This window comes from Pseudomonas sp. 9_2_1 (genome assembly GCF_059295275.1).
Genome location: NZ_CM181239.1, coordinates 268927 through 287259, shown reverse-complemented (window position 1 = coordinate 287259; position 18333 = coordinate 268927). Strand labels below are relative to the sequence as shown.

General features: G+C 62.8%; 20 protein-coding genes. 10 read left to right on the top strand and 10 right to left on the bottom strand.

The window, feature by feature from the left end; translation table 11 throughout:
- Nucleotides 1-2 precede the first annotated feature (2 nt).
- Nucleotides 3-821, bottom strand: a complete 819-nt coding sequence (gene cysQ / locus AC5O5I_RS01180; protein ID WP_172226515.1) for a 3'(2'),5'-bisphosphate nucleotidase CysQ — start codon at nucleotides 819-821, stop codon at nucleotides 3-5.
- A complete protein-coding gene (gene nudE / locus AC5O5I_RS01175) occupies nucleotides 818-1384 on the bottom strand; it encodes an ADP compounds hydrolase NudE (RefSeq protein WP_172226512.1) in 567 nt (188 codons plus the stop codon). Before nudE ends, cysQ begins: the two co-directional genes overlap by 4 nt.
- 64 nt (nucleotides 1385-1448) lie before the next feature.
- Here nudE and yrfG point away from each other — a divergent pair, with 64 nt between their 5' ends.
- The gene (gene yrfG / locus AC5O5I_RS01170; protein WP_494511949.1) at nucleotides 1449-2111 is read left to right on the top strand and encodes a GMP/IMP nucleotidase; all 663 of its coding nucleotides are present in this window, start codon (nucleotides 1449-1451) and stop codon (nucleotides 2109-2111) included.
- 112 nt (nucleotides 2112-2223) lie between these two features.
- Here the strand turns inward: yrfG and lysM are convergent, their stop codons facing one another.
- Complete coding sequence (lysM, locus tag AC5O5I_RS01165) at nucleotides 2224-2664, bottom strand: peptidoglycan-binding protein LysM (protein ID WP_172226507.1); 441 nt, start codon at nucleotides 2662-2664, stop codon at nucleotides 2224-2226.
- 170 nt (nucleotides 2665-2834) lie between these two features.
- Here lysM and fdhD point away from each other — a divergent pair, with 170 nt between their 5' ends.
- The gene (gene fdhD, locus AC5O5I_RS01160) at nucleotides 2835-3665 is read left to right on the top strand and encodes a formate dehydrogenase accessory sulfurtransferase FdhD (RefSeq protein ID WP_494511948.1); all 831 of its coding nucleotides are present in this window, start codon (nucleotides 2835-2837) and stop codon (nucleotides 3663-3665) included.
- A 209-nt stretch (nucleotides 3666-3874) separates the two neighbouring features.
- The gene (locus AC5O5I_RS01155; protein ID WP_172226501.1) at nucleotides 3875-4354 is read left to right on the top strand and encodes a glycine zipper domain-containing protein; all 480 of its coding nucleotides are present in this window, start codon (nucleotides 3875-3877) and stop codon (nucleotides 4352-4354) included.
- Between the two features lie 56 nt (nucleotides 4355-4410).
- On the opposite strand, the gene AC5O5I_RS01150 is transcribed toward AC5O5I_RS01155, so the two are convergent.
- From AC5O5I_RS01150 to hslO, 3 genes are all read right to left on the bottom strand, one after another.
- Complete coding sequence (locus tag AC5O5I_RS01150; protein WP_494511947.1) at nucleotides 4411-4851, bottom strand: acyl-CoA thioesterase; 441 nt, start codon at nucleotides 4849-4851, stop codon at nucleotides 4411-4413.
- A 176-nt stretch (nucleotides 4852-5027) separates the two neighbouring features.
- Nucleotides 5028-6569, bottom strand: coding sequence for a phosphoenolpyruvate carboxykinase (locus tag AC5O5I_RS01145; protein ID WP_172226495.1), 1542 nt, complete (start codon nucleotides 6567-6569; stop codon nucleotides 5028-5030).
- Nucleotides 6570-6748: 179 nt separating this feature from the next.
- On the bottom strand, nucleotides 6749-7648 hold the full coding sequence (hslO, locus tag AC5O5I_RS01140; RefSeq protein WP_494511946.1) for an Hsp33 family molecular chaperone HslO: 900 nt from the start codon (nucleotides 7646-7648) through the stop codon (nucleotides 6749-6751).
- A gap of 119 nt (nucleotides 7649-7767) precedes the next feature.
- Here hslO and AC5O5I_RS01135 point away from each other — a divergent pair, with 119 nt between their 5' ends.
- Nucleotides 7768-8562 (top strand): phosphatase PAP2 family protein, encoded by a 795-nt coding sequence (locus AC5O5I_RS01135; RefSeq protein WP_172285738.1) that lies wholly within the window; start codon nucleotides 7768-7770, stop codon nucleotides 8560-8562.
- Nucleotides 8563-8633: 71 nt separating this feature from the next.
- Here AC5O5I_RS01135 and AC5O5I_RS01130 read toward each other — a convergent pair whose 3' ends face one another.
- A complete protein-coding gene (locus AC5O5I_RS01130) occupies nucleotides 8634-9035 on the bottom strand; it encodes an RNA-binding S4 domain-containing protein (RefSeq protein ID WP_172230544.1) in 402 nt (133 codons plus the stop codon).
- Between the two features lie 109 nt (nucleotides 9036-9144).
- On the opposite strand from AC5O5I_RS01130, the gene rimB reads away from it, so the two are divergent.
- Nucleotides 9145-9627 (top strand): retropepsin-like aspartic endopeptidase RimB, encoded by a 483-nt coding sequence (rimB, locus tag AC5O5I_RS01125; protein WP_172230541.1) that lies wholly within the window; start codon nucleotides 9145-9147, stop codon nucleotides 9625-9627.
- Entirely contained in the window at nucleotides 9624-10529 is a 906-nt protein-coding gene (gene rimK, locus AC5O5I_RS01120; RefSeq protein ID WP_086976046.1) for a 30S ribosomal protein S6--L-glutamate ligase, read from the top strand. The genes rimB and rimK overlap by 4 nt, the downstream gene beginning before the upstream one ends.
- 98 nt (nucleotides 10530-10627) lie before the next feature.
- Here rimK and AC5O5I_RS01115 read toward each other — a convergent pair whose 3' ends face one another.
- Together AC5O5I_RS01115 and ompR are read right to left on the bottom strand one after the other, a co-directional pair.
- Nucleotides 10628-11941 (bottom strand): ATP-binding protein, encoded by a 1314-nt coding sequence (locus tag AC5O5I_RS01115; protein ID WP_172230538.1) that lies wholly within the window; start codon nucleotides 11939-11941, stop codon nucleotides 10628-10630.
- Nucleotides 11942-11954: 13 nt separating this feature from the next.
- On the bottom strand, nucleotides 11955-12695 hold the full coding sequence (gene ompR / locus AC5O5I_RS01110) for an osmolarity response regulator transcription factor OmpR (RefSeq protein ID WP_079230429.1): 741 nt from the start codon (nucleotides 12693-12695) through the stop codon (nucleotides 11955-11957).
- 217 nt (nucleotides 12696-12912) lie between these two features.
- Between ompR and AC5O5I_RS01105 the strand changes: the two genes are divergently transcribed.
- The 4 genes from AC5O5I_RS01105 (at nucleotide 12913) to AC5O5I_RS01090 (ending at nucleotide 17977) form a co-directional block, all read left to right on the top strand.
- On the top strand, nucleotides 12913-15237 hold the full coding sequence (locus tag AC5O5I_RS01105; RefSeq protein ID WP_172224369.1) for a Tex family protein: 2325 nt from the start codon (nucleotides 12913-12915) through the stop codon (nucleotides 15235-15237).
- Nucleotides 15237-15620: a PaaI family thioesterase gene (locus AC5O5I_RS01100; RefSeq protein WP_050580765.1), complete on the top strand. Its 384-nt coding sequence runs from the start codon at nucleotides 15237-15239 to the stop codon at nucleotides 15618-15620. The genes AC5O5I_RS01105 and AC5O5I_RS01100 overlap by 1 nt, the downstream gene beginning before the upstream one ends.
- Nucleotides 15621-15773: 153 nt before the next feature.
- Nucleotides 15774-17351, top strand: a complete 1578-nt coding sequence (gene gshA, locus AC5O5I_RS01095) for a glutamate--cysteine ligase (protein WP_494511945.1) — start codon at nucleotides 15774-15776, stop codon at nucleotides 17349-17351.
- The gene (locus AC5O5I_RS01090) at nucleotides 17351-17977 is read left to right on the top strand and encodes a TetR/AcrR family transcriptional regulator (RefSeq protein ID WP_494511944.1); all 627 of its coding nucleotides are present in this window, start codon (nucleotides 17351-17353) and stop codon (nucleotides 17975-17977) included. Before gshA ends, AC5O5I_RS01090 begins: the two co-directional genes overlap by 1 nt.
- A gap of 127 nt (nucleotides 17978-18104) precedes the next feature.
- Here the strand turns inward: AC5O5I_RS01090 and AC5O5I_RS01085 are convergent, their stop codons facing one another.
- Complete coding sequence (locus AC5O5I_RS01085) at nucleotides 18105-18320, bottom strand: TOBE domain-containing protein (RefSeq protein ID WP_008095172.1); 216 nt, start codon at nucleotides 18318-18320, stop codon at nucleotides 18105-18107.
- Nucleotides 18321-18333 lie beyond the last annotated feature (13 nt).

Genomic DNA, 18333 nt, shown 5'->3' with positions numbered 1-18333 from the left:
TGCTAGATCAGCTTCAGAAAGGCCTGGCGCCAGCTTGCAGCGGCCGGCAACGCCAGGAAAAACGGGTTCAGCAACGTCTCACGCGGCGGATACCGGAAAGGCAGGCCATCAACCCCGATCACCTCGCCACCTGCCCCTTCCACCACGCCCTGCGCCGCCGCAGTATCCCACTGTGAAGTCGGCGCCAGCCGCGGATAGCAATCGGCGCTGCCCTCGGCCAACAGGCAGAATTTCAACGAACTGCCAATATTGGCCAGCTCCAGCTCACCCACCGCAGCCCCCAAACCCGCCAGCAGCGCTTCCTGCTCCGGGCTGGAATGCCGACGGCTGGCCACCACGGTAAAACGCTCGCCCGGCGGCGGCGCGTTGCGCACTTGGATAGGCTGCGCGACCTCACCCGCCTCCGCACGCCAGGCGCCCAGCTCACGCCCACCGAAATAGCAGCGCCCGTTGGTCGGCATCGACACCACGCCAAACACCACCTCGCCGTTTTCGACCAGGGCGATGTTGACGGTGAACTCCTCGCTGCCGGCGATGAACTCCTTGGTGCCGTCCAGCGGATCGACCAGCCACCAGCGGCTCCAGCCCTGGCGCTCGGCCAACGGAATGTTGCAGTCCTCTTCCGACAGCACCGGAATTTGCGGCGCCAGTGCCTGCAGCCCGTCCGCAATTACCCGGTGCGCCGCCAGGTCGGCAGCAGTCACCGGCGAATCGTCGGCCTTGGTGATCACAGCCACATCGGCACGCCAGAACGGCAGGATGGCCTCACCCGCCGACAGCGCCAGCTTGACCACTTCATGCATCAGTTGCTGGTCGTTCATGCGTCCATCAACCCCCGCTGGATCAGCAGGTCCCGGGCCAGGTACAGCGCCGCCAGCGCACGCCCCTCGGTGAACTGCGGGTGCATGGCCAGCGCCGACAGCTCACGCAGGTTCACTTTGTCGACCCGCATCGGCTCCGGCTCGTCGCCTTCCAGGCGCTCTTCATACAGGTCGGTGGCCAGCACCACCTGGATCTTCTGGCTCATGTAGCCCGGGGACAGCGACAGCTCGGTCAGGTGCTCCAGCTGGCGAGCACCAAAACCGGCCTCTTCCTTGAGCTCCCGATCAGCCGCCGCCAACACATCCTCGCCCGGCTCGATCAGGCCCTTGGGCAACGACAGCTCGTATTCGTCAGTGCCGCCACAATATTCTTCCACCAGTACGGCGTGCTCGGCATCGAGCATGGCCACGATCATCACCGCGCCATAGCCGTTGCCCCGGCCCACCAGGCGCTCATAGGTGCGCTCGGTGCCGTTGCTGAAGCGCAATTGCACGGCTTCGACGCGGAACAGGCGGCTGCTGGCGACGATTTCGCGGCTGAGTACGGTGGGTTTCTGGCGCATGGGGCGGCTCCTTGGCGTGAACGGGTTACTATACCGTGGCTTGCCGACTGAACGAGAGTTTCCCATGCCTGTTCTTCCCTGGTCTGACATCGATACCGTCCTGCTGGACATGGACGGTACCCTGCTCGACCTGCATTACGACAACCGCTTCTGGCTGCACCACCTGCCCCAGCGCTACGCCGAGCTGTATGGTGTGAGCCGGGCCATGGCAGAAATGGAGCTGCAGCCGCTGTTCGAGCGCAATGCCGGCACGCTGAACTGGTATTGCCTGGACTTCTGGAGCCGCGAACTGCGCCTACCGATTCGCGAGCTGAAACAGGAAATTGCCCACCTGATCGCCCTGCGCCCGGATGCCGATACCTTTCTGGCAGCCATCCGCCAGGCGGGCAAGCGCGTGGTGATGATCACCAATGCCCACCGCGATTCGCTGTCGTTGAAGCTGGAGCGGGTGGAGCTGGCGCCGTACTTCGAGCGGCTGATCAGCTCGCACGACTATGGCTACCCCAAGGAAAGCCCGCAGTTCTGGGATGCGCTGCAGGCGGATATCGGCTTCGAGCCGGCGCGCAGCCTGTTCATTGATGACACCCTGGCAATTCTGCGCAGTGCCCGGCGGTTTGGCGTGGGGCATCTGCTGGCGGTGCGCCAGCCGGACAGCCAGGCAGGGCTGCGGGACACCGAGGAGTTTGCGGCGGTCGAGGACTACCGGGAGTTGTTGGCAGGCCTGTGAGGCCCTCTTCGCGGGTGAACCCGCTCCCACAGGTATAGCGCCCCATTTACGGTTGGCGCTGTACCTGTGGGAGCGGGTTTACCCGCGAATGGGCCGGCACGGGCAGTAGGGATTACTCAGGAATGCGCAGCACCTGCCCCGGGTAGATCTTGTCCGGATGCGACAGCATCGGTTTGTTCGCCTCGAAGATCTTGTTGTACTCATTGGCGTTGCCATAGACGACCACGGAGATGGCCGACAGCGTGTCACCCTTCTTCACCGTGACGAACCTTGCCGCTTTCACCACCGGCCCGGTCACAGTGATCTGGTCATCGACACTGGCCACCCCATTGATGTTGCCCGCTGCCAGGATGATCTTCTCTTTCTCCTCCTGGCTGGCCACTTCACCCTTGAGGATGATCTTGTCTCCGTCTACGGTGGCCGTGATGTTGGGGTTGCCCAGGCCGACACTTTCCACGTGTTTCTTCAGCTGTTCCTCGGCGTTGGCGTTGCCGGGGGTCAGCAGGTCGATCAACTTCTCGCCGGCTTCCTTCACGAAACTGAACAGACTCATAGCGCTCTCCTTGTTGTCGAGACCTCGGACTCAGCAGTCTAGGCCAGCTTTTCCCCTGGCGCCCCTCTGCATCCCATCGACGCGGTCTATCAAGGCATAGAGCCTGGCGACTAGACGCCGCCGGCCCGCGAGCCTAGGCTGGTGCTATCAGAAAGCAGCCGACAGCCCAGATGAACAGCAAGCCTCCGGTGTGCACGGCCTCCTTGCCCTTGGCCATGCCTGCCGCCAGCAATACCTACGATTATGTCCAGCTCAGCGACGGCGAACGCGACCGTACCCCGCTGGCTGAAGAAGTGGCCCTGGCCATCGCCTACAACGGGCTAAACCAAGCGGTGATGCTGGTCAGCCCCACCGACCTGGAAGACTTTGCCGTCGGTTTCAGCGTCGGCAGCGGCATTGTCGAAGGCACCGCAGAAATCTACGACCTGAAACTCTCCGGCAACGGCTCGGCGATGTATGCCGAACTGGAAATATCCAGCCGGGCATTCTGGAACCTGAAAAACCAGCGCCGTCAGCTGGCCGGCACCAGTGGCTGCGGGCTGTGCGGGGTCGAAGCCCTGGAGCAGGCCCTGCCGGAACTGGCCGAGCTGCCCGGCGCGCCCTTGCCGCCAGCGCAATGGCTGGCCGGCTTGCGTGAGCGCATCGATGCCTTCCAGCCGCTGGGCCAACATTGCGGCGCCGTGCATGCGGCGCTGTTCATGGACCGCGAGGGCCAGCTGCTGCTCGGCCGCGAGGACATCGGCCGGCACAACGCCCTCGACAAGCTGATCGGCGCCCTGTTGCGCCAGGGCATCGACAGCCAGGGCGGCCTGGCCATCGTCACCAGCCGCTGCAGCCTGGAGCTGATCCAGAAAGTACTGCGCGCCGGTATCCAGACCTTGGTCAGCCTGTCGGCGCCCACCGGGCTTGCCCTGCAATGGGCGCGCAAGCACAACCTCAACCTTATCCACTTGCCCAAGCACAGCGCACCGCGGGTCTATAGCCCAGCGGCGCTATCGTGATTGCCTGCACCAAAAACGAGAAAAGCCCTGTTCCATTGCGGTTCAGGGCTTCGTCATAAAGGTCTCAGACAGCCGAAAATCGATTAAGTTTCACAGCAAATACAGTAACTTAGAGAATTGTGTACAACTCGTGTTACTCGTCGGATTTCAATTGCCAGCCGGGCCCCATGGCGTCAAATTCGCCTCGTCATCCCTATGAGGCTCTCTTGATGAAGAAGTACTCCTCGATTTTGTTGTTGTCTTTCAGCTTGCTCAGCGGCGTTGCCATGGCAGGCGGCAATACCGAGGCCGGCATTGGCGGCGCATTGGGTGGGGTACTCGGCTCCGTAGTGGGCAACTCCATCGGCGGCAGCACCGGCGGCGCCATTGGTGCCGGCCTGGGCGGCGCGGCCGGCGGTGCCCTGGGTGCCGACAAACGCCAGCGCGGTGAGGCTGCAATCGGCGGCGCACTGGGCGCTGCAGGCGGCAACGTGGTCGGTCGCTCGGTGGGCGGCACCACTGGTAGCTACATTGGTGCAGCCGCAGGCGGCGGTGCCGGTGGCGCGCTCGGCAACTACATGGGCAACAAGGCCGATGAAGACGAGCGCCATGACGACCGCCGCTACCGTCGTGGTTACGACGACCGTCGTCACTACGACCGTGGCCACCACTATGGCCACCGCAAGCACAAGCGCCACTGGCGCGACTGATACCTCGGGTTGATACCCAGGTAGCCAAAAGCCCCGCCCTTCATGGCGGGGCTTTTTCATGCCTGCGGGGCGAGTTGCAGCCCGGCAAGAATGCCCTGAAGCACCTCTGGCAGCTGTACCGGCCGGCCACTTGCGCGCTCGATGAACACCTGCACCACCGTGCCCGCAGCACAGGCATCCGCTTCGCCTGGACGATACAGCGCCAGACGGTACTCCACCGTACTGCCGGCCAGGCGCGTTATGCCCAGGCCCACTTCCAGCACGTCCGGGAAACCCGGCAGGGCGAAGAAATCCGCCGCAGAACTGACCACAAAAGCCGCCAGCTCGCCATCACGCAGGTCCAGCTCGGCCTGCTCGACGAGAAAAGCCTGGATGGCGGTTTCGAAAAAACCATGCACGGTGGCACCGGCGATATGGCCGTTGACGTCGTTGTCCTGCGGGCGGGTGAGGATGGGGTGAAAGTGGGAGAAGGCAGTGCGCTGAGGGGATTCGATCATCTGGCTGGCTCGTGTCATCGCAATGAATGCTGACAGTGAAACAGAAATTCCAGACGTTGGCTGCCTGCACGGGCCCTTTCGCGGCGATCCGATTTACCCGCGAAAGGGCCCGTGCAGGCAACAGAATGGAAAAAGCCGCCCCGTGGGGCGGCTCTCTCGTTGCGGCTGGGTGCAGCCTACAGCTGCGGGCCAGCGGCCTTGATGGCGTCGGAAACTTCGAACTTCTTGAAGTTTTCGATGAACAGCTTGGCGAGGCCTTGGGCGGCTGCGTCGTACGCAGCTTTGTCAGCCCAGTTGGTGCGCGGGTTGAGCAGCTCGGTATCAACGCCCGGAACGGCCTTCGGCACGTCCAGGTTGATGATGTCCAGGTGCTCGGTTTCGGCACCCACCAGCGCGCCGCTCTGGATCGCAGCGATCACGGCACGGGTGGTCGGGATGCTGAAGCGCTTGCCAACGCCGTAGCCACCGCCGGTCCAGCCGGTGTTGACCAGGTAGACCTTGGAGTTGAAGCCATTGATACGCTTGATCAGCAGCTCGGCGTATTCGCCAGCCGGGCGCGGGAAGAACGGTGCGCCGAAGCAGGTGGAGAAGGTGGACTTGATGCCGCCGCCCGAACCCATTTCGGTGGAACCGACCAGCGCGGTATAGCCGGACAGGAAGTGGTAAGCCGCCTGCTCGTTGTTCAGGATCGAAACCGGAGGCAGAACACCAGTCAGGTCGCAGGTCAGGAAGATGACTGCGTTCGGCTCGCCGCCCAGGTTCGCTTCGGAACGCTTGGCAACGTGCTCCAGCGGGTAGGCCGCACGGCTGTTCTGGGTCAGGCTGACATCGGTGTAGTCGGCGTGCTGATTGGCGTCGAGCACCACGTTTTCCAGTACGGCGCCATGCTTGATGGCTTTCCAGATCACCGGCTCGTTCTTCTCGGACAGGTCGATGCACTTGGCATAGCAGCCGCCTTCCATATTGAAGACAACGCCTTCGCCCCAACCGTGCTCGTCGTCACCGATCAGGTAACGGCTTTCGTCGGCCGACAGGGTGGTCTTGCCAGTGCCGGACAGGCCGAAGAACAGGGTCACATCGCCTTCTTCGCCGATGTTGGCAGCGCAGTGCATCGGCAGCACGTCGGCAGCCGGCAGCAGGAAGTTCTGCACCGAGAACATGGCTTTCTTCATTTCGCCGGCGTAACGCATGCCTGCGATCAACACCTTCTTCGCGGCGAAGTTGATGATGACGCAACCGTCGGAGTTGGTGCCGTCACGCTCAGGCTCGCAAACGAAGTTGGCGACGTTGAGGACCTGCCACTGGTCGCGGCCAGCCGGGTTGAACTGCTCCGGGTTGATGAACAGGCAACGGCCGAACAGGTTCTGCCAGGCAGTCTGGGTGGTCATCTTCACCGGCAGGTAGTGCTCGGCTGCAGCCCCTACGTGAACGTAGGAAACGAAGTGATCCTGGGCGTTGTTGAACGCCTCGACGCGGTCCCACAGGGCATCGAACTTGTCGGCCGGGAACTTGCGGTTGATCGGGCCCCAGGAGATGGCGTCCTGGGTGGAAGGTTCTTCGACGATGAAACGGTCAGCCGGCGAACGGCCAGTACGGTGACCAGTCTCCACGACCAGTGCGCCAGTATCGGCTAGTACGCCTTCACCGCGTTGCAGCGCTTCTTTTACCAGCTCATCGACGCTCAGGTCGGTGTACACGGTGTTGTTGGCTTGCGTCATGAGATACCCCATCCGGCCCGAGGCCGAGTGCTCCAAACGTTTTGTAGTTGTCTTGAAAAAACTACTACAGCGAAAAAAGTGGCCGGATTATGCCAGAAAAGCCCAAAAAAAGTAGGCCCCTCCTGTCAGAACTGCGCTTTTGCGCAATTCGACGGGAGATTGTCCTGAGCTTAAACGTTTCAGTGACGAGTTTCTGAGGCCACGTCGGTGCCACCACCCGCAAACAGTTGCGCCACGTCGCTTTCATCGAAGAAATAGCGCTGATTACAGAACTGGCAATCAATCTCCACCTGCCCGTTGCACTCTTTGACGAGCGCCTTGGCGTCATGTTCGCCCAGACTGACCAGCGCATTACCGGAGCGCTCGCGCGAGCAGCTGCAGTTGAAGCGCAGCGGCTGGATGTCGAACAGGCGCACGGCGTCTTCGTGGTACAGGCGGTGCAGCAGGGTTTCGTTACCCTCGGCCCATTCCTCTGGCTTGAGGGTCTTGGCCAGGGCGATCACGTGCTGCCAGCTGTCTTCGCGCTCTTCGTCGTCAGGCTGGCGATCACGCGGCAACTGCTGCAGCAGCAGGCCACGGACCTTGCCGTTTTCAGCGTTGAGCCAAAAGCGGGTATTCAGCTGTTGCGACTGGACGAAGTAGTTGGTGAAGCACTCCGACAGGTTGGTGCCATCGAGATCGACGGTGCCCTGGTAGCGCTGGCCTTTGACAGGGTCGATGGTCAGGGTCAGGTGCCCGTCAGGCATCAGTTGCGACAGGTTCGCATCAGCCGAGATCTGCTCCGCTTCGTAACGGGCCATGCCGCGAATGTCGCGGTCACCGGAACATTCGACCATCAGCAGCGGGATCGGCCCGGCGGAACGCGCCTGCAGGATCAGCAGGCCATCGAACTTCAGCGCCCCCACCAGCAGGGCGGTGGCGGCCATCAATTCGCCGAGCAATGCCTGCACTGGCTGGGGGTACTCGTGACGCGCCAGCACCGCGGCGTAGCTGTCATCGAGAGACACCCACTCGCCGCGCACATCGCGCTCGTCGAAGATGAAACGTTGGGTGAAATCGGTATCCGGCAAATCGCTCATAGGTTTTGGCTATCTGAAAATGATGACAAAATGGTTACAAGGGTTATCGACAACCTGCGAAAACCCGTGACAGAGCGCTTACAAGGCGCTCCGATTTCTGTTTGCAATAGAGGTATTTTATGGACAATCGGCCACTGTTCCAAGCAAGGTGGTCCTTGGGACCTTTGGCAGCGTGTACGCTGCTGCCAATCGCTCTACTGTGTTTCTGGTTATGGCCCATTGGCCATACCCTGTGCCTGACTTTCGACGAGTGGCTGTTCCACAGCCTGAATGCGCCGCTGGCCGACAGCACTGCCTGGCGCTACATCTGGACCGTAGGTAGCCTGCGCCCGTTCGACATCGTCGTCGGCCTGATCCTGCTGGCCGCGCTTATCCGGGGCAACTGGGTGTTCAAGGCAGCCCAGGTTCGCCAGGCCTTTTTCGGTTTTCTGGTCACGCTACTCCTCTTAGTGGTGATTCGCGCGCTGTTTTCCAAGTGGGTGGATGCAGCCGGGTGGCAACACAAGAGCCCGTCGATGATCCTCGACGGCGTGGTGCACCTCAGCGATTACTACCCCAACCTGGAAGCGGCCTGGGAGCTCAAGGACCGTTCAAGCAAGAGTTTTCCGGGTGATCATGCCTCGGTGCTGCTGATCTGGGCGCTGTTCATGAGCGTGTTCAGCCGCCGCCTGCTGCAGTACCTGGTGATCTGGGGGCTGGCGCTGCTGTTCATGCTGCCGCGCCTGGTGGCCGGGGCGCACTGGGGGCAAGATGACTACATCGGCGGATTGCTGATGGCGGTACTGGCGCTGGGCTGGAGCTATTACACGCCGCTGGCGGCCAAGGGTAGTGCCGCGTTGATTCGCTGGACCGCACCGCTATTCAACGTTGCGGCCAGACTACCGTTGGTCGGTCGATTGGCGGTGATCCGCTAAATTTCCGGGGCCGCTTCGCGCCCCCCTGTAGGAGCGGCCTTGTGTCGCGATGGGGCGCGAAGCGGCCCCGGCTATTCAAAGCTCCCGTGCAGTTGGTGAATCTGCCGCCGCTGCTTTTTGTTTGGCCGGCCATCGGTGGTCACCCCCATCGCCCCCGCCTTGCGCAATTGCGCCGCCTGCTCACGGCGCCGCACACTTTCTTCGGTCTCTTCATACAGCGCCTGCGCCTCCGGCGCCCCGCGCCGCACCACCGATAACGCCTTCACCACAACGGTGCGCTCATCAAACCCGGTGCGCAGCACAAACGCGTCACCCACCCGTGGCTCCTTGCCTGGCTTGCAACGCTCGCCCCGGCAATGCACCTTGCCGCTTTCGATAGCAGCCTTGGCCAGCGCCCGGGTCTTGTAGAACCGCGCCGCCCACAGCCACTTGTCCAGGCGGACCTTGTCGTCGTCTTCGGCTTTTTGTGCCATCCCGTTTCCTCGGATTCTGTCTTTCATCGAACTGTACTACCTTCACATACGGATGCAAAAAGTCCCCGCGATGCTTACAGTTCACCACCTCATTGGCAGGGTGCGTTTCGTGAAGACATTTGACCATTTGACTGTGATCGGCCTGCGCGAGTGGGTCGCCCTGCCCGACCTTGGCGTGGCCGGGCTGCGCGCCAAGATCGACACCGGCGCCAGCACCTCCACCCTGCACGCCACCGAGGTGCAACCGTTCGAGCGTGATGGCCAGCCATGGGTACGCTTCACCGCCCACCTGGGCTCACTGGTGCAGCTGCGCCACCGCCGTTGCGAGGCACCGCTGGTCACCATGAAAACCATCAAGAGCTCCAACGGCCAGGCCCAGGCCCGTTATGTCATCCGCACGTCACTGGCCCTGGGTGATCGTGTGTGGGAAGTGGAATTCACCCTGACCTGCCGCAAGAACATGCGCTACCGCCTGTTGCTTGGGGCCAAAGCCCTGATTCACGGCCAGTTGGTGGTCAACCCAGGCCTGAAGTACGTACAAGACAAACCGGCCTTCGCGGCCACCCTCTCTCCTGTCACAGGTGCTGCATGAAGATCGCTGTGCTGTCGCGCAATCCGCGTCTGTATTCCACCCGCCGCCTGGTCGAAGCCGGTACCCAGCGTGGCCACGAAATGGTGGTGATCGATACCCTGCGGGCCTACATGAACATCGCCAGCCACAAGCCGCAGATCCACTACCGCGGCAAGCCGCTGGAGGGCTTTGACGCGGTGATTCCGCGTATTGGTGCCTCGGTAACCTTTTATGGCTGCGCGGTGCTGCGCCAGTTTGAAATGATGGGCGTGTACCCGCTCAACGAGTCGGTGGCAATTGCCCGCTCGCGCGACAAGCTGCGCTCGCTGCAACTGCTGTCGCGGCGCGGCATCGGCCTGCCGATCACCGGCTTCGCCCACTCGCCGGACGACATTCCCGACCTGATCCAGATGGTCAACGGCGCGCCGCTGGTGATCAAGGTGCTGGAAGGCACTCAGGGCATCGGCGTGGTGCTGTGCGAGACAACCCAGGCGGCCGAGTCGGTAATCGAAGCCTTCATGGGCCTGAAGCAGAACATCATGGTGCAGGAGTACATCAAGGAGGCCGGCGGTGCCGACATTCGCTGCTTCGTGGTGGGTGACAAGGTGATCGCCTCGATGAAACGTCAGGCCAAACCGGGCGAATTCCGTTCCAACCTGCACCGCGGCGGCGTCGCCAGCCTGATCAAGATCACGCCAGAAGAACGCATTACCGCCATTCGCGCGGCAAAGGTGATGGGCTTGAGCGTGGCGGGTGTGGATATCCTCAGGTCCAACCATGGGCCGCTGGTGATGGAAGTGAACTCGTCACCGGGGCTGGAAGGCATCGAGATGACCACCGGCAAGAACGTGGCGGGGATGATCATCGAGCACCTGGAGAAGAATGGCGGGCCGAATCAGACCCGGACCAAGGGTAAAGGCTGACTCAAGCTTGTACCGGCCTCTTCGCGGCTAAAGCCGCTCCCACAGGAATAGCGCAGTACCTGTGGGAGCGGCTTTAGCCGCGAAGAGGCCGGTAAGTCTCACACTGCATTTCGCGGCAACAGCAATCCCAGCGGCAGCCGCACCCGAGCCTCGATCCCGCCACCCGAGCGATTGCGCAACTCGACATTGCCGCCGTGCTGCGCCGCAATCCGCTTGACGATCGCCAGCCCCAGCCCGGTGCCCTTGCCGCCCCGGGCGCGGTCTCCACGAATGAACGGGTTGAAGATGGTCTCCAGTTCCGATTCGTCGATCCCGGTGCCGCGGTCGAGTACGCTCAGCACCACATACGGCGCACTCTCGTCGCCCGATACATAGGCAGCCACCTCAACCCCCTTGCCAGCATGGTGCAGGGCGTTGCCGATCAGGTTGCCCAGCATGCGCTTGAGCGAAACCCGACGCACCGGGAACGGGGGAATCGGCTCCAGGCACAGGCGCACACGTTCTTCAGGCTGGTTGTAGGGTGCTACCACCTCACGCACCAGCTCAGCCAGGTCAACGTCCTCCACCGGCTCGTCTCGGCCATCGCGGATAAACGCCAGGAACTGATCGAGAATCGCGTCCATGTCCTCGATATCGCGGACCATGTCGTCACTCAGTTCGCTGTCGCTGTTCAGCAGGGACAACGACAGGCGCAGGCGTGTCAGCGGTGTGCGCAAGTCGTGGGAAACCCCGGCCAGCATCAGCTCGCGCTCGCGCCCGGCCTGCTCGACATCCTCGGCCATCTGGTTGAAGGCCTTGTACACCTCGGTCATTTCGCTGGGCGTATCGCTGATTGGCAGGCGCACGCTGCGGCCCTGGCCCAGCTGGCGGGCAGCGAACACCAGGCGCTTGAGCGGCTGGTTCAACTGACGCACGAAAATCCAGGCCGAGGCGGTGGACAACAGGCCGATGGCCAGGAACCAGCCCAGCACGTTCCAGATCTTCTGCCCACGTAGCGGGTGCGGGTACAGCGGGACCTTCAACCAACCGGGGCCCAGGCTAGGCGCGTTGACCCACAACGCTGGTGGCGCATGAATGCGCAGCCGGACCTCGGTGTCATCACCCAGCTCGGCCTGCATCTGCCGCTGGTAGATTTCGCTGTAGGGCCAGTGCTGCTCGCCTTCCGGCACACCAGAGCCGGTAACCCGAATCAGCCCGGCAGCCTCGGCGATCTTGTCGCGGTTTTCTTCATCCGCCGCCCAATAGGCGCGCAGGGTCAGCGCCACACCGTGGCTGTACTGACGGTCGACCAGCACGTCCTCGTTCATCAGCAGGTAGACCAGGGTCAATGCCTTCGAGAACAGCACGACGATCAGCACCAGCCACAGCGTGCGGGCGAAGAAGCTTTGCGGAAACCAGAGCGGTGTTTTCATCGACGACCAGGCATCATTTGCCGGCGTTTCCGTCAGGCACGAACACATAGCCCACGCCCCAGACGGTCTGGATGTAGCGCGGCTTGGAAGGGTCGGGTTCGATCATGCGGCGCAGGCGCGAGATCTGCACGTCGATGGAGCGCTCCAGCGCATCCCATTCACGGCCACGGGCCAGGTTCATCAGCTTGTCGCGGGTCAGCGGCTCGCGGGCGTGCATCACCAGGGCCTTGAGCACGGCGAATTCACCGGTGGTAAGCATGTGCACTTCGTCGCCGCGCTTGAGTTCGCGGGTCGCCAGCGACAGCTCGTAGTCGCCAAAGGTGACCGATTCGTCCTCGCTGCCCGGTGCACCCGGTACGCTGGGTGACTGGCGGCGCAGCACGGCCTTGACCCGGGCCATGAGCTCGTCCGGGTTGAACGGTTTGCCCAGGTAGTCGTCGGCGCCCAGTTCCAGGCCTTTGATACGGCTGAGCTCGTCGCCCTTGGCGGTGAGCATGATGATCGGGATCTGGTTGTTCTGCTGGCGCAGGCGCTTGCACGCGGACAGGCCATCCTCGCCCGGCAGCATCAGGTCGAGCACCACCAGGTTGAACACCTCGCGCTGCAGCAGGCGGTCCATCTGTTCAGTGTTCGGCACCGCACGGGCACGGTAGCCCTTGCTGGTGAAGAAACGTTCCAGCAGGCTGCTCAGCCCTGGATCGTCATCGACGATGAGAATCTTGTCACCTTCAGCGGTGTTTGGCGTGCCGGTCATGAATAACTCCTCTGGTTTCGCCGCGCATTATGGCGTAGCCATTGCTGCACGTTGCGTGAGCATTGTTAGCAGATTTTTCCCCGGGCGCCAGTTCCGGCTGGCCGGGCGCCATCACCGCAAGCCGTTTACGATGGGTATAATGCGCGGCTTTCATCCAGCGCCGCCGGGCGAAAAGCCCACAGGCGACCCCCGTTTTCACAAATGTCAGGTGGTTTACATGGACAGCATCAACAGCCGTATCGCCGAGGAACTGGGCGTACGCCCCCAGCAGGTCGAGGCGGCCGTGGGCCTGTTGGACGAAGGCTCGACCGTGCCCTTCATCGCCCGTTACCGCAAGGAAGTGACCGGGAGCCTGGACGACACCCAGCTGCGCCATCTGGAAGAGCGCCTGCGCTACCTGCGCGAACTCGACGACCGCCGCGCCAGCATCCTCTCCAGCATCGAAGAGCAGGGCAAGCTGACCCCGGAACTGGCCCGCGAGATCAAGCTGGCCGACACCAAGACCCGCCTCGAAGACCTGTACCTGCCGTACAAGCAGAAGCGCCGCACCAAAGGCCAGATCGCCCTTGAAGCCGGCCTTGGCGAACTGGCCGACGGCCTGTTCAACGACCCGACCCTGGCCCCGGAAAGCGAAGCCGCGCGCTTCGTCGACGCCGAAAAAGGCGTAGCCGACGTCAAGGCCGCGCTCGAAGGCGCCAAGTACATCCTCATGGAGCGCTTTGCCGAAGACGCCGCCCTGCTCGACAAGCTGCGCAGCTTCCTCAAGCAGGAAGCCGTGCTGAGCGCCCGCGTGGTCGCCGGCAAGGAAGAAGAAGGCGCCAAGTTCCGCGATTACTTCGCCCATGACGAGCTGCTGCGCAACGCGCCCTCACACCGTGCCCTGGCGATCTTCCGCGGGCGCAACGAAGGCGTGCTCAGCGCGTCGCTGAAGATTGGCGAGGAACTGCCTGGCACCCTGCACCCCTGCGAGGTGATGATCGGCAACCACGTCGGCGTTGAAAACCGCAACCGCGCCGCCGACAAGTGGCTGGGCGAGGTGGTGCGCTGGACCTGGAAGGTCAAGCTCTACACCCACCTGGAAACAGACCTGTTCGGCGAACTGCGCGACAACGCCGAAGGCGAGGCGATCAACGTGTTCGCCCGCAACCTGCACGACCTGCTGCTGGCCGCGCCGGCCGGCCCGCGCGCCACCCTGGGCTTCGACCCGGGCCTGCGCACCGGCTGCAAGATCGCCGTGGTCGACGCTACCGGCAAGTTGCTGGACTACACCACGGTCTACCCGCATGCGCCAAAGAATGACTGGGACCGCACCATTGCCATCATGGCTGCGCTGTGCGCCAAGCACTCGGTAGAGCTGATCGCCATCGGCAACGGTACTGCCAGCCGCGAAAGCGACAAGCTGGTGGCAGAACTGGTTAAAAAATATCCAGCGCTGCAGATCACCAAGATCATGGTCTCCGAAGCCGGTGCCTCGGTGTACTCGGCATCCGAGCTGGCCGCCCGCGAGTTCCCGGACCTGGACGTGTCGATCCGTGGCGCCGTGTCGATCGCCCGTCGCCTGCAGGACCCGCTGGCCGAACTGGTCAAGATCGACCCGAAATCCATCGGTGTCGGCCAGTATCAGCACGATGTATCGCAGCTGAAACTGGCCCGTGGCCTGGACGCCGTGGTCGAGGACTGCGTGAACGCAGTGGGTGTGGATGTGAACACCGCCTCGGTGGCGCTGCTGACGCGCATCTCCGGCCTCAACGCGACCCTGGCGCAGAACATCGTCGCCCACCGCGACAGCAACGGCCCGTTCGCCACCCGCGCGGCGCTGAAAAAGGTCAGCCGCCTGGGTGAGAAAACCTTCGAACAGGCCGCCGGCTTCCTGCGGGTGATGAACGGTGACAATCCGCTGGACGCCTCTGCAGTTCACCCCGAGGCCTACCCGCTGGTACAGCGCATCGCTGCGGGCACCGACCGCGACATCCGCTCGCTGATCGGCGACAGCAGCTTCCTCAAGCGCCTGGACCCGAAGAAATTCACCGACGAAAGTTTCGGCCTGCCGACCGTCACCGACATCCTGCAGGAACTGGACAAGCCTGGCCGCGACCCACGCCCCGAGTTCAAGACCGCCACCTTCCAGGACGGCGTCGAAGACCTCAAGGACCTGGAGCCCGGCATGATCCTCGAAGGCGTGGTGACCAACGTCACCAACTTCGGCGCCTTCGTTGACATCGGTGTGCACCAGGACGGCCTGGTGCACATCTCGGCGCTGTCCGAAAAATTCGTCAAGGACCCGCGTGAAGCGGTCAAGGCCGGCGACGTGGTCAAGGTCAAGGTCATGGAAGTGGACATCCCGCGCAAGCGCGTCGGCTTGTCCATGCGCATGGGCGATACCCCGGGCGAAAAGGTTGAAGGCAACCGCGGTGGCAACCGTGGCAATGGCGGCAACCGCCAGCAGCAGGCCCCGCGCCAGCGCGAAACCGCCGCTGCGGCGCCGGCCAACAACGCCATGGCATCGCTGTTTGCCAACGCCAAGCAGCTGAAGAAGAAGTGATGGACGTTCCACGCGAATACGTCGAAAGCGCCTTCAGCCAGCTGCTGGGCTGCCGCCTGCAACGCCTGGACACAGGCGTTGCCGAGGTCGCTCTGGCGCTCGAGCCACAGCTGCGCAACCGTGGCCAGAAGCTGCACGGCGGGGCGATCTTCAGCCTGGTGGACATCGCCATGGGCCTGGCCTGCTCGGCCAGCCATGGCTTTGACCAGCAAAGCGTCACCATCGAGTGCAAGATCAACTACATGCGCGCCGTCAGTGACGGCGAAGTCCTGTGCACTGCCCGCGTGCTGCACGCCGGGCGGCGCACCCTGGTGGTCGACGCCGACGTAGTCCAGGGCGACAAGCTGGTGGCGAAAGCACAGGGAACCTTCGCGGTTCTCTAGCTCACCAAGCAGTATCTGCGGTATTTTCAGCAGTGCGCTGGCACTGCTGGATCCGCGCTGACAAGGCGACAACGCCAGTTCCTTTCTTCCTACCCTTGTAGACCGTTATTTCTACCCCCATATTGGGGCGACTGACGCGTGAAGGAATACATCTTGAGCAAACTCCTCAACCGCCGCCTGAGCCTGCTCGGCGCAAATCTCCCCCTGCTCAAGCAGTGCCTGCACGGTATTGAGCGCGAATGCCTGCGCGTGACCGATGAAGGTCGCCTGGCCCAGACCCCGCATCCGGAAGCACTGGGGTCGGCGCTGACCAACGAGCAGATCACTACCGATTATTCCGAGTCGCTGCTGGAGTTCATCACCCCAGCGCTGCCCGACCCGGCCAAGGTGCTCGAAAGCCTCGAACAGACCCACCGATTCGTCTACAGCAAGCTGGGCGACGAATACCTGTGGAGCCCGTCGATGCCATGCACGCTGCCGGCCGAGGAGGACATCCCGATCGCCGAGTACGGCAGCTCCAACATCGGCAAGCTCAAGCACGTGTACCGCAAGGGCCTGGCCCTGCGTTACGGCCGCACCATGCAGTGCATCGCCGGTATCCATTACAACTTCTCGCTGCCCGAAGCGCTGTGGCCATTGCTGCGCGCAGACGAAGGTGGCAACGAGAGCGACCGCGACTACCAGTCGTCGGCCTACATCGCGCTGATCCGCAACTTCCGCCGCTACAGCTGGCTGCTGATGTACCTGTTCGGCGCCTCGCCGGCCCTGGACAAAGGCTTCCTGCGCGGCCGCCCGCACCAGCTCGAAGAGCTCGACGCCGAAACCCTGTTCCTGCCTTACGCCACCAGCCTGCGCATGAGTGACCTGGGCTACCAGAGCAACGCCCAGGCCGGCCTGACACCGTGTTACAACAACCTGGCCAGCTACACCGACAGCCTGCGCAAGGCGGTGGGCACGCCCTACCCGCCCTATGTTGAAGTGGGCACGCACGTGGACGGCGAGTGGGTACAGCTGAACACCAACATCCTGCAGATCGAGAACGAGTACTACTCGAACATTCGCCCCAAGCGGGTCACCTACACCGGCGAACGGCCGATCCAGGCCCTGACCTCGCGTGGCGTGCAGTATGTAGAAGTGCGCTGCCTGGACATCAACCCGTTCCTGCCGGTGGGTATCGACCTGACCGAGGCGCGTTTCCTCGATGCATTCCTGCTGTTCTGCGCGCTGGAAGACAGCCCGCAACTGGAAAACAGTGAGTGCGGCCAGTGCACTGACAACTTCCTGACCGTGGTCAAGGAAGGCCGACGCCCAGGCCTGGAGCTGCAGCGCAACGGCCAGCCAATTGCCCTGAAAGACTGGGCCAGCGAACTGATCGAGCGTATCCGCCCGCTGGCCGATCTGCTTGACAAGGCGCAAGGCCTTGATGAGCACGGCAATGCCCTGGATGCCCAGCAGGCCAAGGTCAACGACCCCGAGCTGACCCCGTCGGCGCAGGTACTGGCACGCATGACCGAGCATGACGAGAGCTTCATCCAGTTCTCGCTGCGGCAAAGCCGCCTCCACGCCGACACGTTCCGCGGGCAACCGCTGAGCAACGAACAGCAACAGGGCTTTGAAACGCTGGCCCGCGAGTCGCTCGCCAAACAGTCCGAGCTGGAACAGGAAGAAGTCGGTGATTTCGACCTGTTCGTCGGTGGCTACCAGGCCAGCATCCTGGCAATCAGCAACTAATGACCCGCACTGCCACCTCGCGCAAGCCGCGTGCAAGCAGCCAGGCCAGGATCGAGGCGATCCTGGCGGCTGCTCGCGAGCTGCTGGCCGAGTTGGGGGTGGCAGGCCTGTCGGTGTACAGCGTGGCCGAGCGGGCGCAGATTCCGCCCTCATCGGTGTACCACTTCTTCGCCAGCGTGCCTGCCTTGCTCGAGGCGCTGACCGCCGACGTGCACCGGGCCTTCCGTGATGCGTTGAGTGCGCCCATCGACAGCAGTGCGTTCAGCACCTGGCACGAACTGTCACGGCTGATCGAGCAGCGCATGCTGGATATCTACAACGACGATGCTGCGGCGCGGCAGCTGATCCTGGCCCAGCATGGCCTGAGCGAAGTGGTGCAGGCCGATCGGCAGCACGACATGGAACTGGGCGACTTGATGTACAAGTTGTTCGACCAGCATTTTCATCTGCCGGTGATGCCGGGGGATGTGGATGTGTTTGCGCTGGCCATGGAGCTGAGCGACCGGGTTTATGCACGGTCGGTGCAGTTGCATGAGGCGATTACGCCGCGCATGGCCGAAGAGGGCAAGCGGGTGTTCGAGGCCTATCTGGGGTTGTATCTGCCGCCGTTTCTGGCCAAGCGTTAAATTCAATGGCCTCATCGCCGGCAAGCCAGCTCCCAAAGATAAAGCACAAGGCCTGAAACCTGCGCAGTACCTGTGGTAGCTGGCTTGCCGGGATCGGGCTGCAACGCAGCCCCGCGGGCCACTTTCATCACAGCTTGGCGATAGACACTTCAGTCGACTTCACAAAAGCAATCACTTCACTACCCACCTGCAATTCCAGCTCTTTCACAGAGCGGGTGGTAATCACCGAAGTGACGATGCCCGAGGCAGTCTGCACGTCGATTTCCGACAGCACAGGCCCTTCAAGGATTTCTTTCACGGTGCCTTTGAACTGGTTGCGAACGTTGATGGCTTTGATAGTCATGATTTGCTTCCTT

Coding starts and splice junctions, on each gene's coding strand:
- AC5O5I_RS01145 (WP_172226495.1), bottom strand. CDS start 6,569: ATGACGCAAGCCAACAACACCGTGTACACCGACCTGAGCGTCGATGAG.
- nudE (WP_172226512.1), bottom strand. CDS start 1,384: ATGCGCCAGAAACCCACCGTACTCAGCCGCGAAATCGTCGCCAGCAGC.
- AC5O5I_RS01085 (WP_008095172.1), bottom strand. CDS start 18,320: ATGACTATCAAAGCCATCAACGTTCGCAACCAGTTCAAAGGCACCGTG.
- fdhD (WP_494511948.1), top strand. CDS start 2,835: ATGAACAGCAAGCCTCCGGTGTGCACGGCCTCCTTGCCCTTGGCCATG.
- AC5O5I_RS01105 (WP_172224369.1), top strand. CDS start 12,913: ATGGACAGCATCAACAGCCGTATCGCCGAGGAACTGGGCGTACGCCCC.
- cysQ (WP_172226515.1), bottom strand. CDS start 821: ATGAACGACCAGCAACTGATGCATGAAGTGGTCAAGCTGGCGCTGTCG.
- rimK (WP_086976046.1), top strand. CDS start 9,624: ATGAAGATCGCTGTGCTGTCGCGCAATCCGCGTCTGTATTCCACCCGC.
- AC5O5I_RS01150 (WP_494511947.1), bottom strand. CDS start 4,851: ATGATCGAATCCCCTCAGCGCACTGCCTTCTCCCACTTTCACCCCATC.
- AC5O5I_RS01135 (WP_172285738.1), top strand. CDS start 7,768: ATGGACAATCGGCCACTGTTCCAAGCAAGGTGGTCCTTGGGACCTTTG.
- AC5O5I_RS01090 (WP_494511944.1), top strand. CDS start 17,351: ATGACCCGCACTGCCACCTCGCGCAAGCCGCGTGCAAGCAGCCAGGCC.
- AC5O5I_RS01115 (WP_172230538.1), bottom strand. CDS start 11,941: ATGAAAACACCGCTCTGGTTTCCGCAAAGCTTCTTCGCCCGCACGCTG.
- lysM (WP_172226507.1), bottom strand. CDS start 2,664: ATGAGTCTGTTCAGTTTCGTGAAGGAAGCCGGCGAGAAGTTGATCGAC.
- yrfG (WP_494511949.1), top strand. CDS start 1,449: ATGCCTGTTCTTCCCTGGTCTGACATCGATACCGTCCTGCTGGACATG.
- AC5O5I_RS01130 (WP_172230544.1), bottom strand. CDS start 9,035: ATGGCACAAAAAGCCGAAGACGACGACAAGGTCCGCCTGGACAAGTGG.
- AC5O5I_RS01100 (WP_050580765.1), top strand. CDS start 15,237: ATGGACGTTCCACGCGAATACGTCGAAAGCGCCTTCAGCCAGCTGCTG.
- AC5O5I_RS01155 (WP_172226501.1), top strand. CDS start 3,875: ATGAAGAAGTACTCCTCGATTTTGTTGTTGTCTTTCAGCTTGCTCAGC.
- hslO (WP_494511946.1), bottom strand. CDS start 7,648: ATGAGCGATTTGCCGGATACCGATTTCACCCAACGTTTCATCTTCGAC.
- ompR (WP_079230429.1), bottom strand. CDS start 12,695: ATGACCGGCACGCCAAACACCGCTGAAGGTGACAAGATTCTCATCGTC.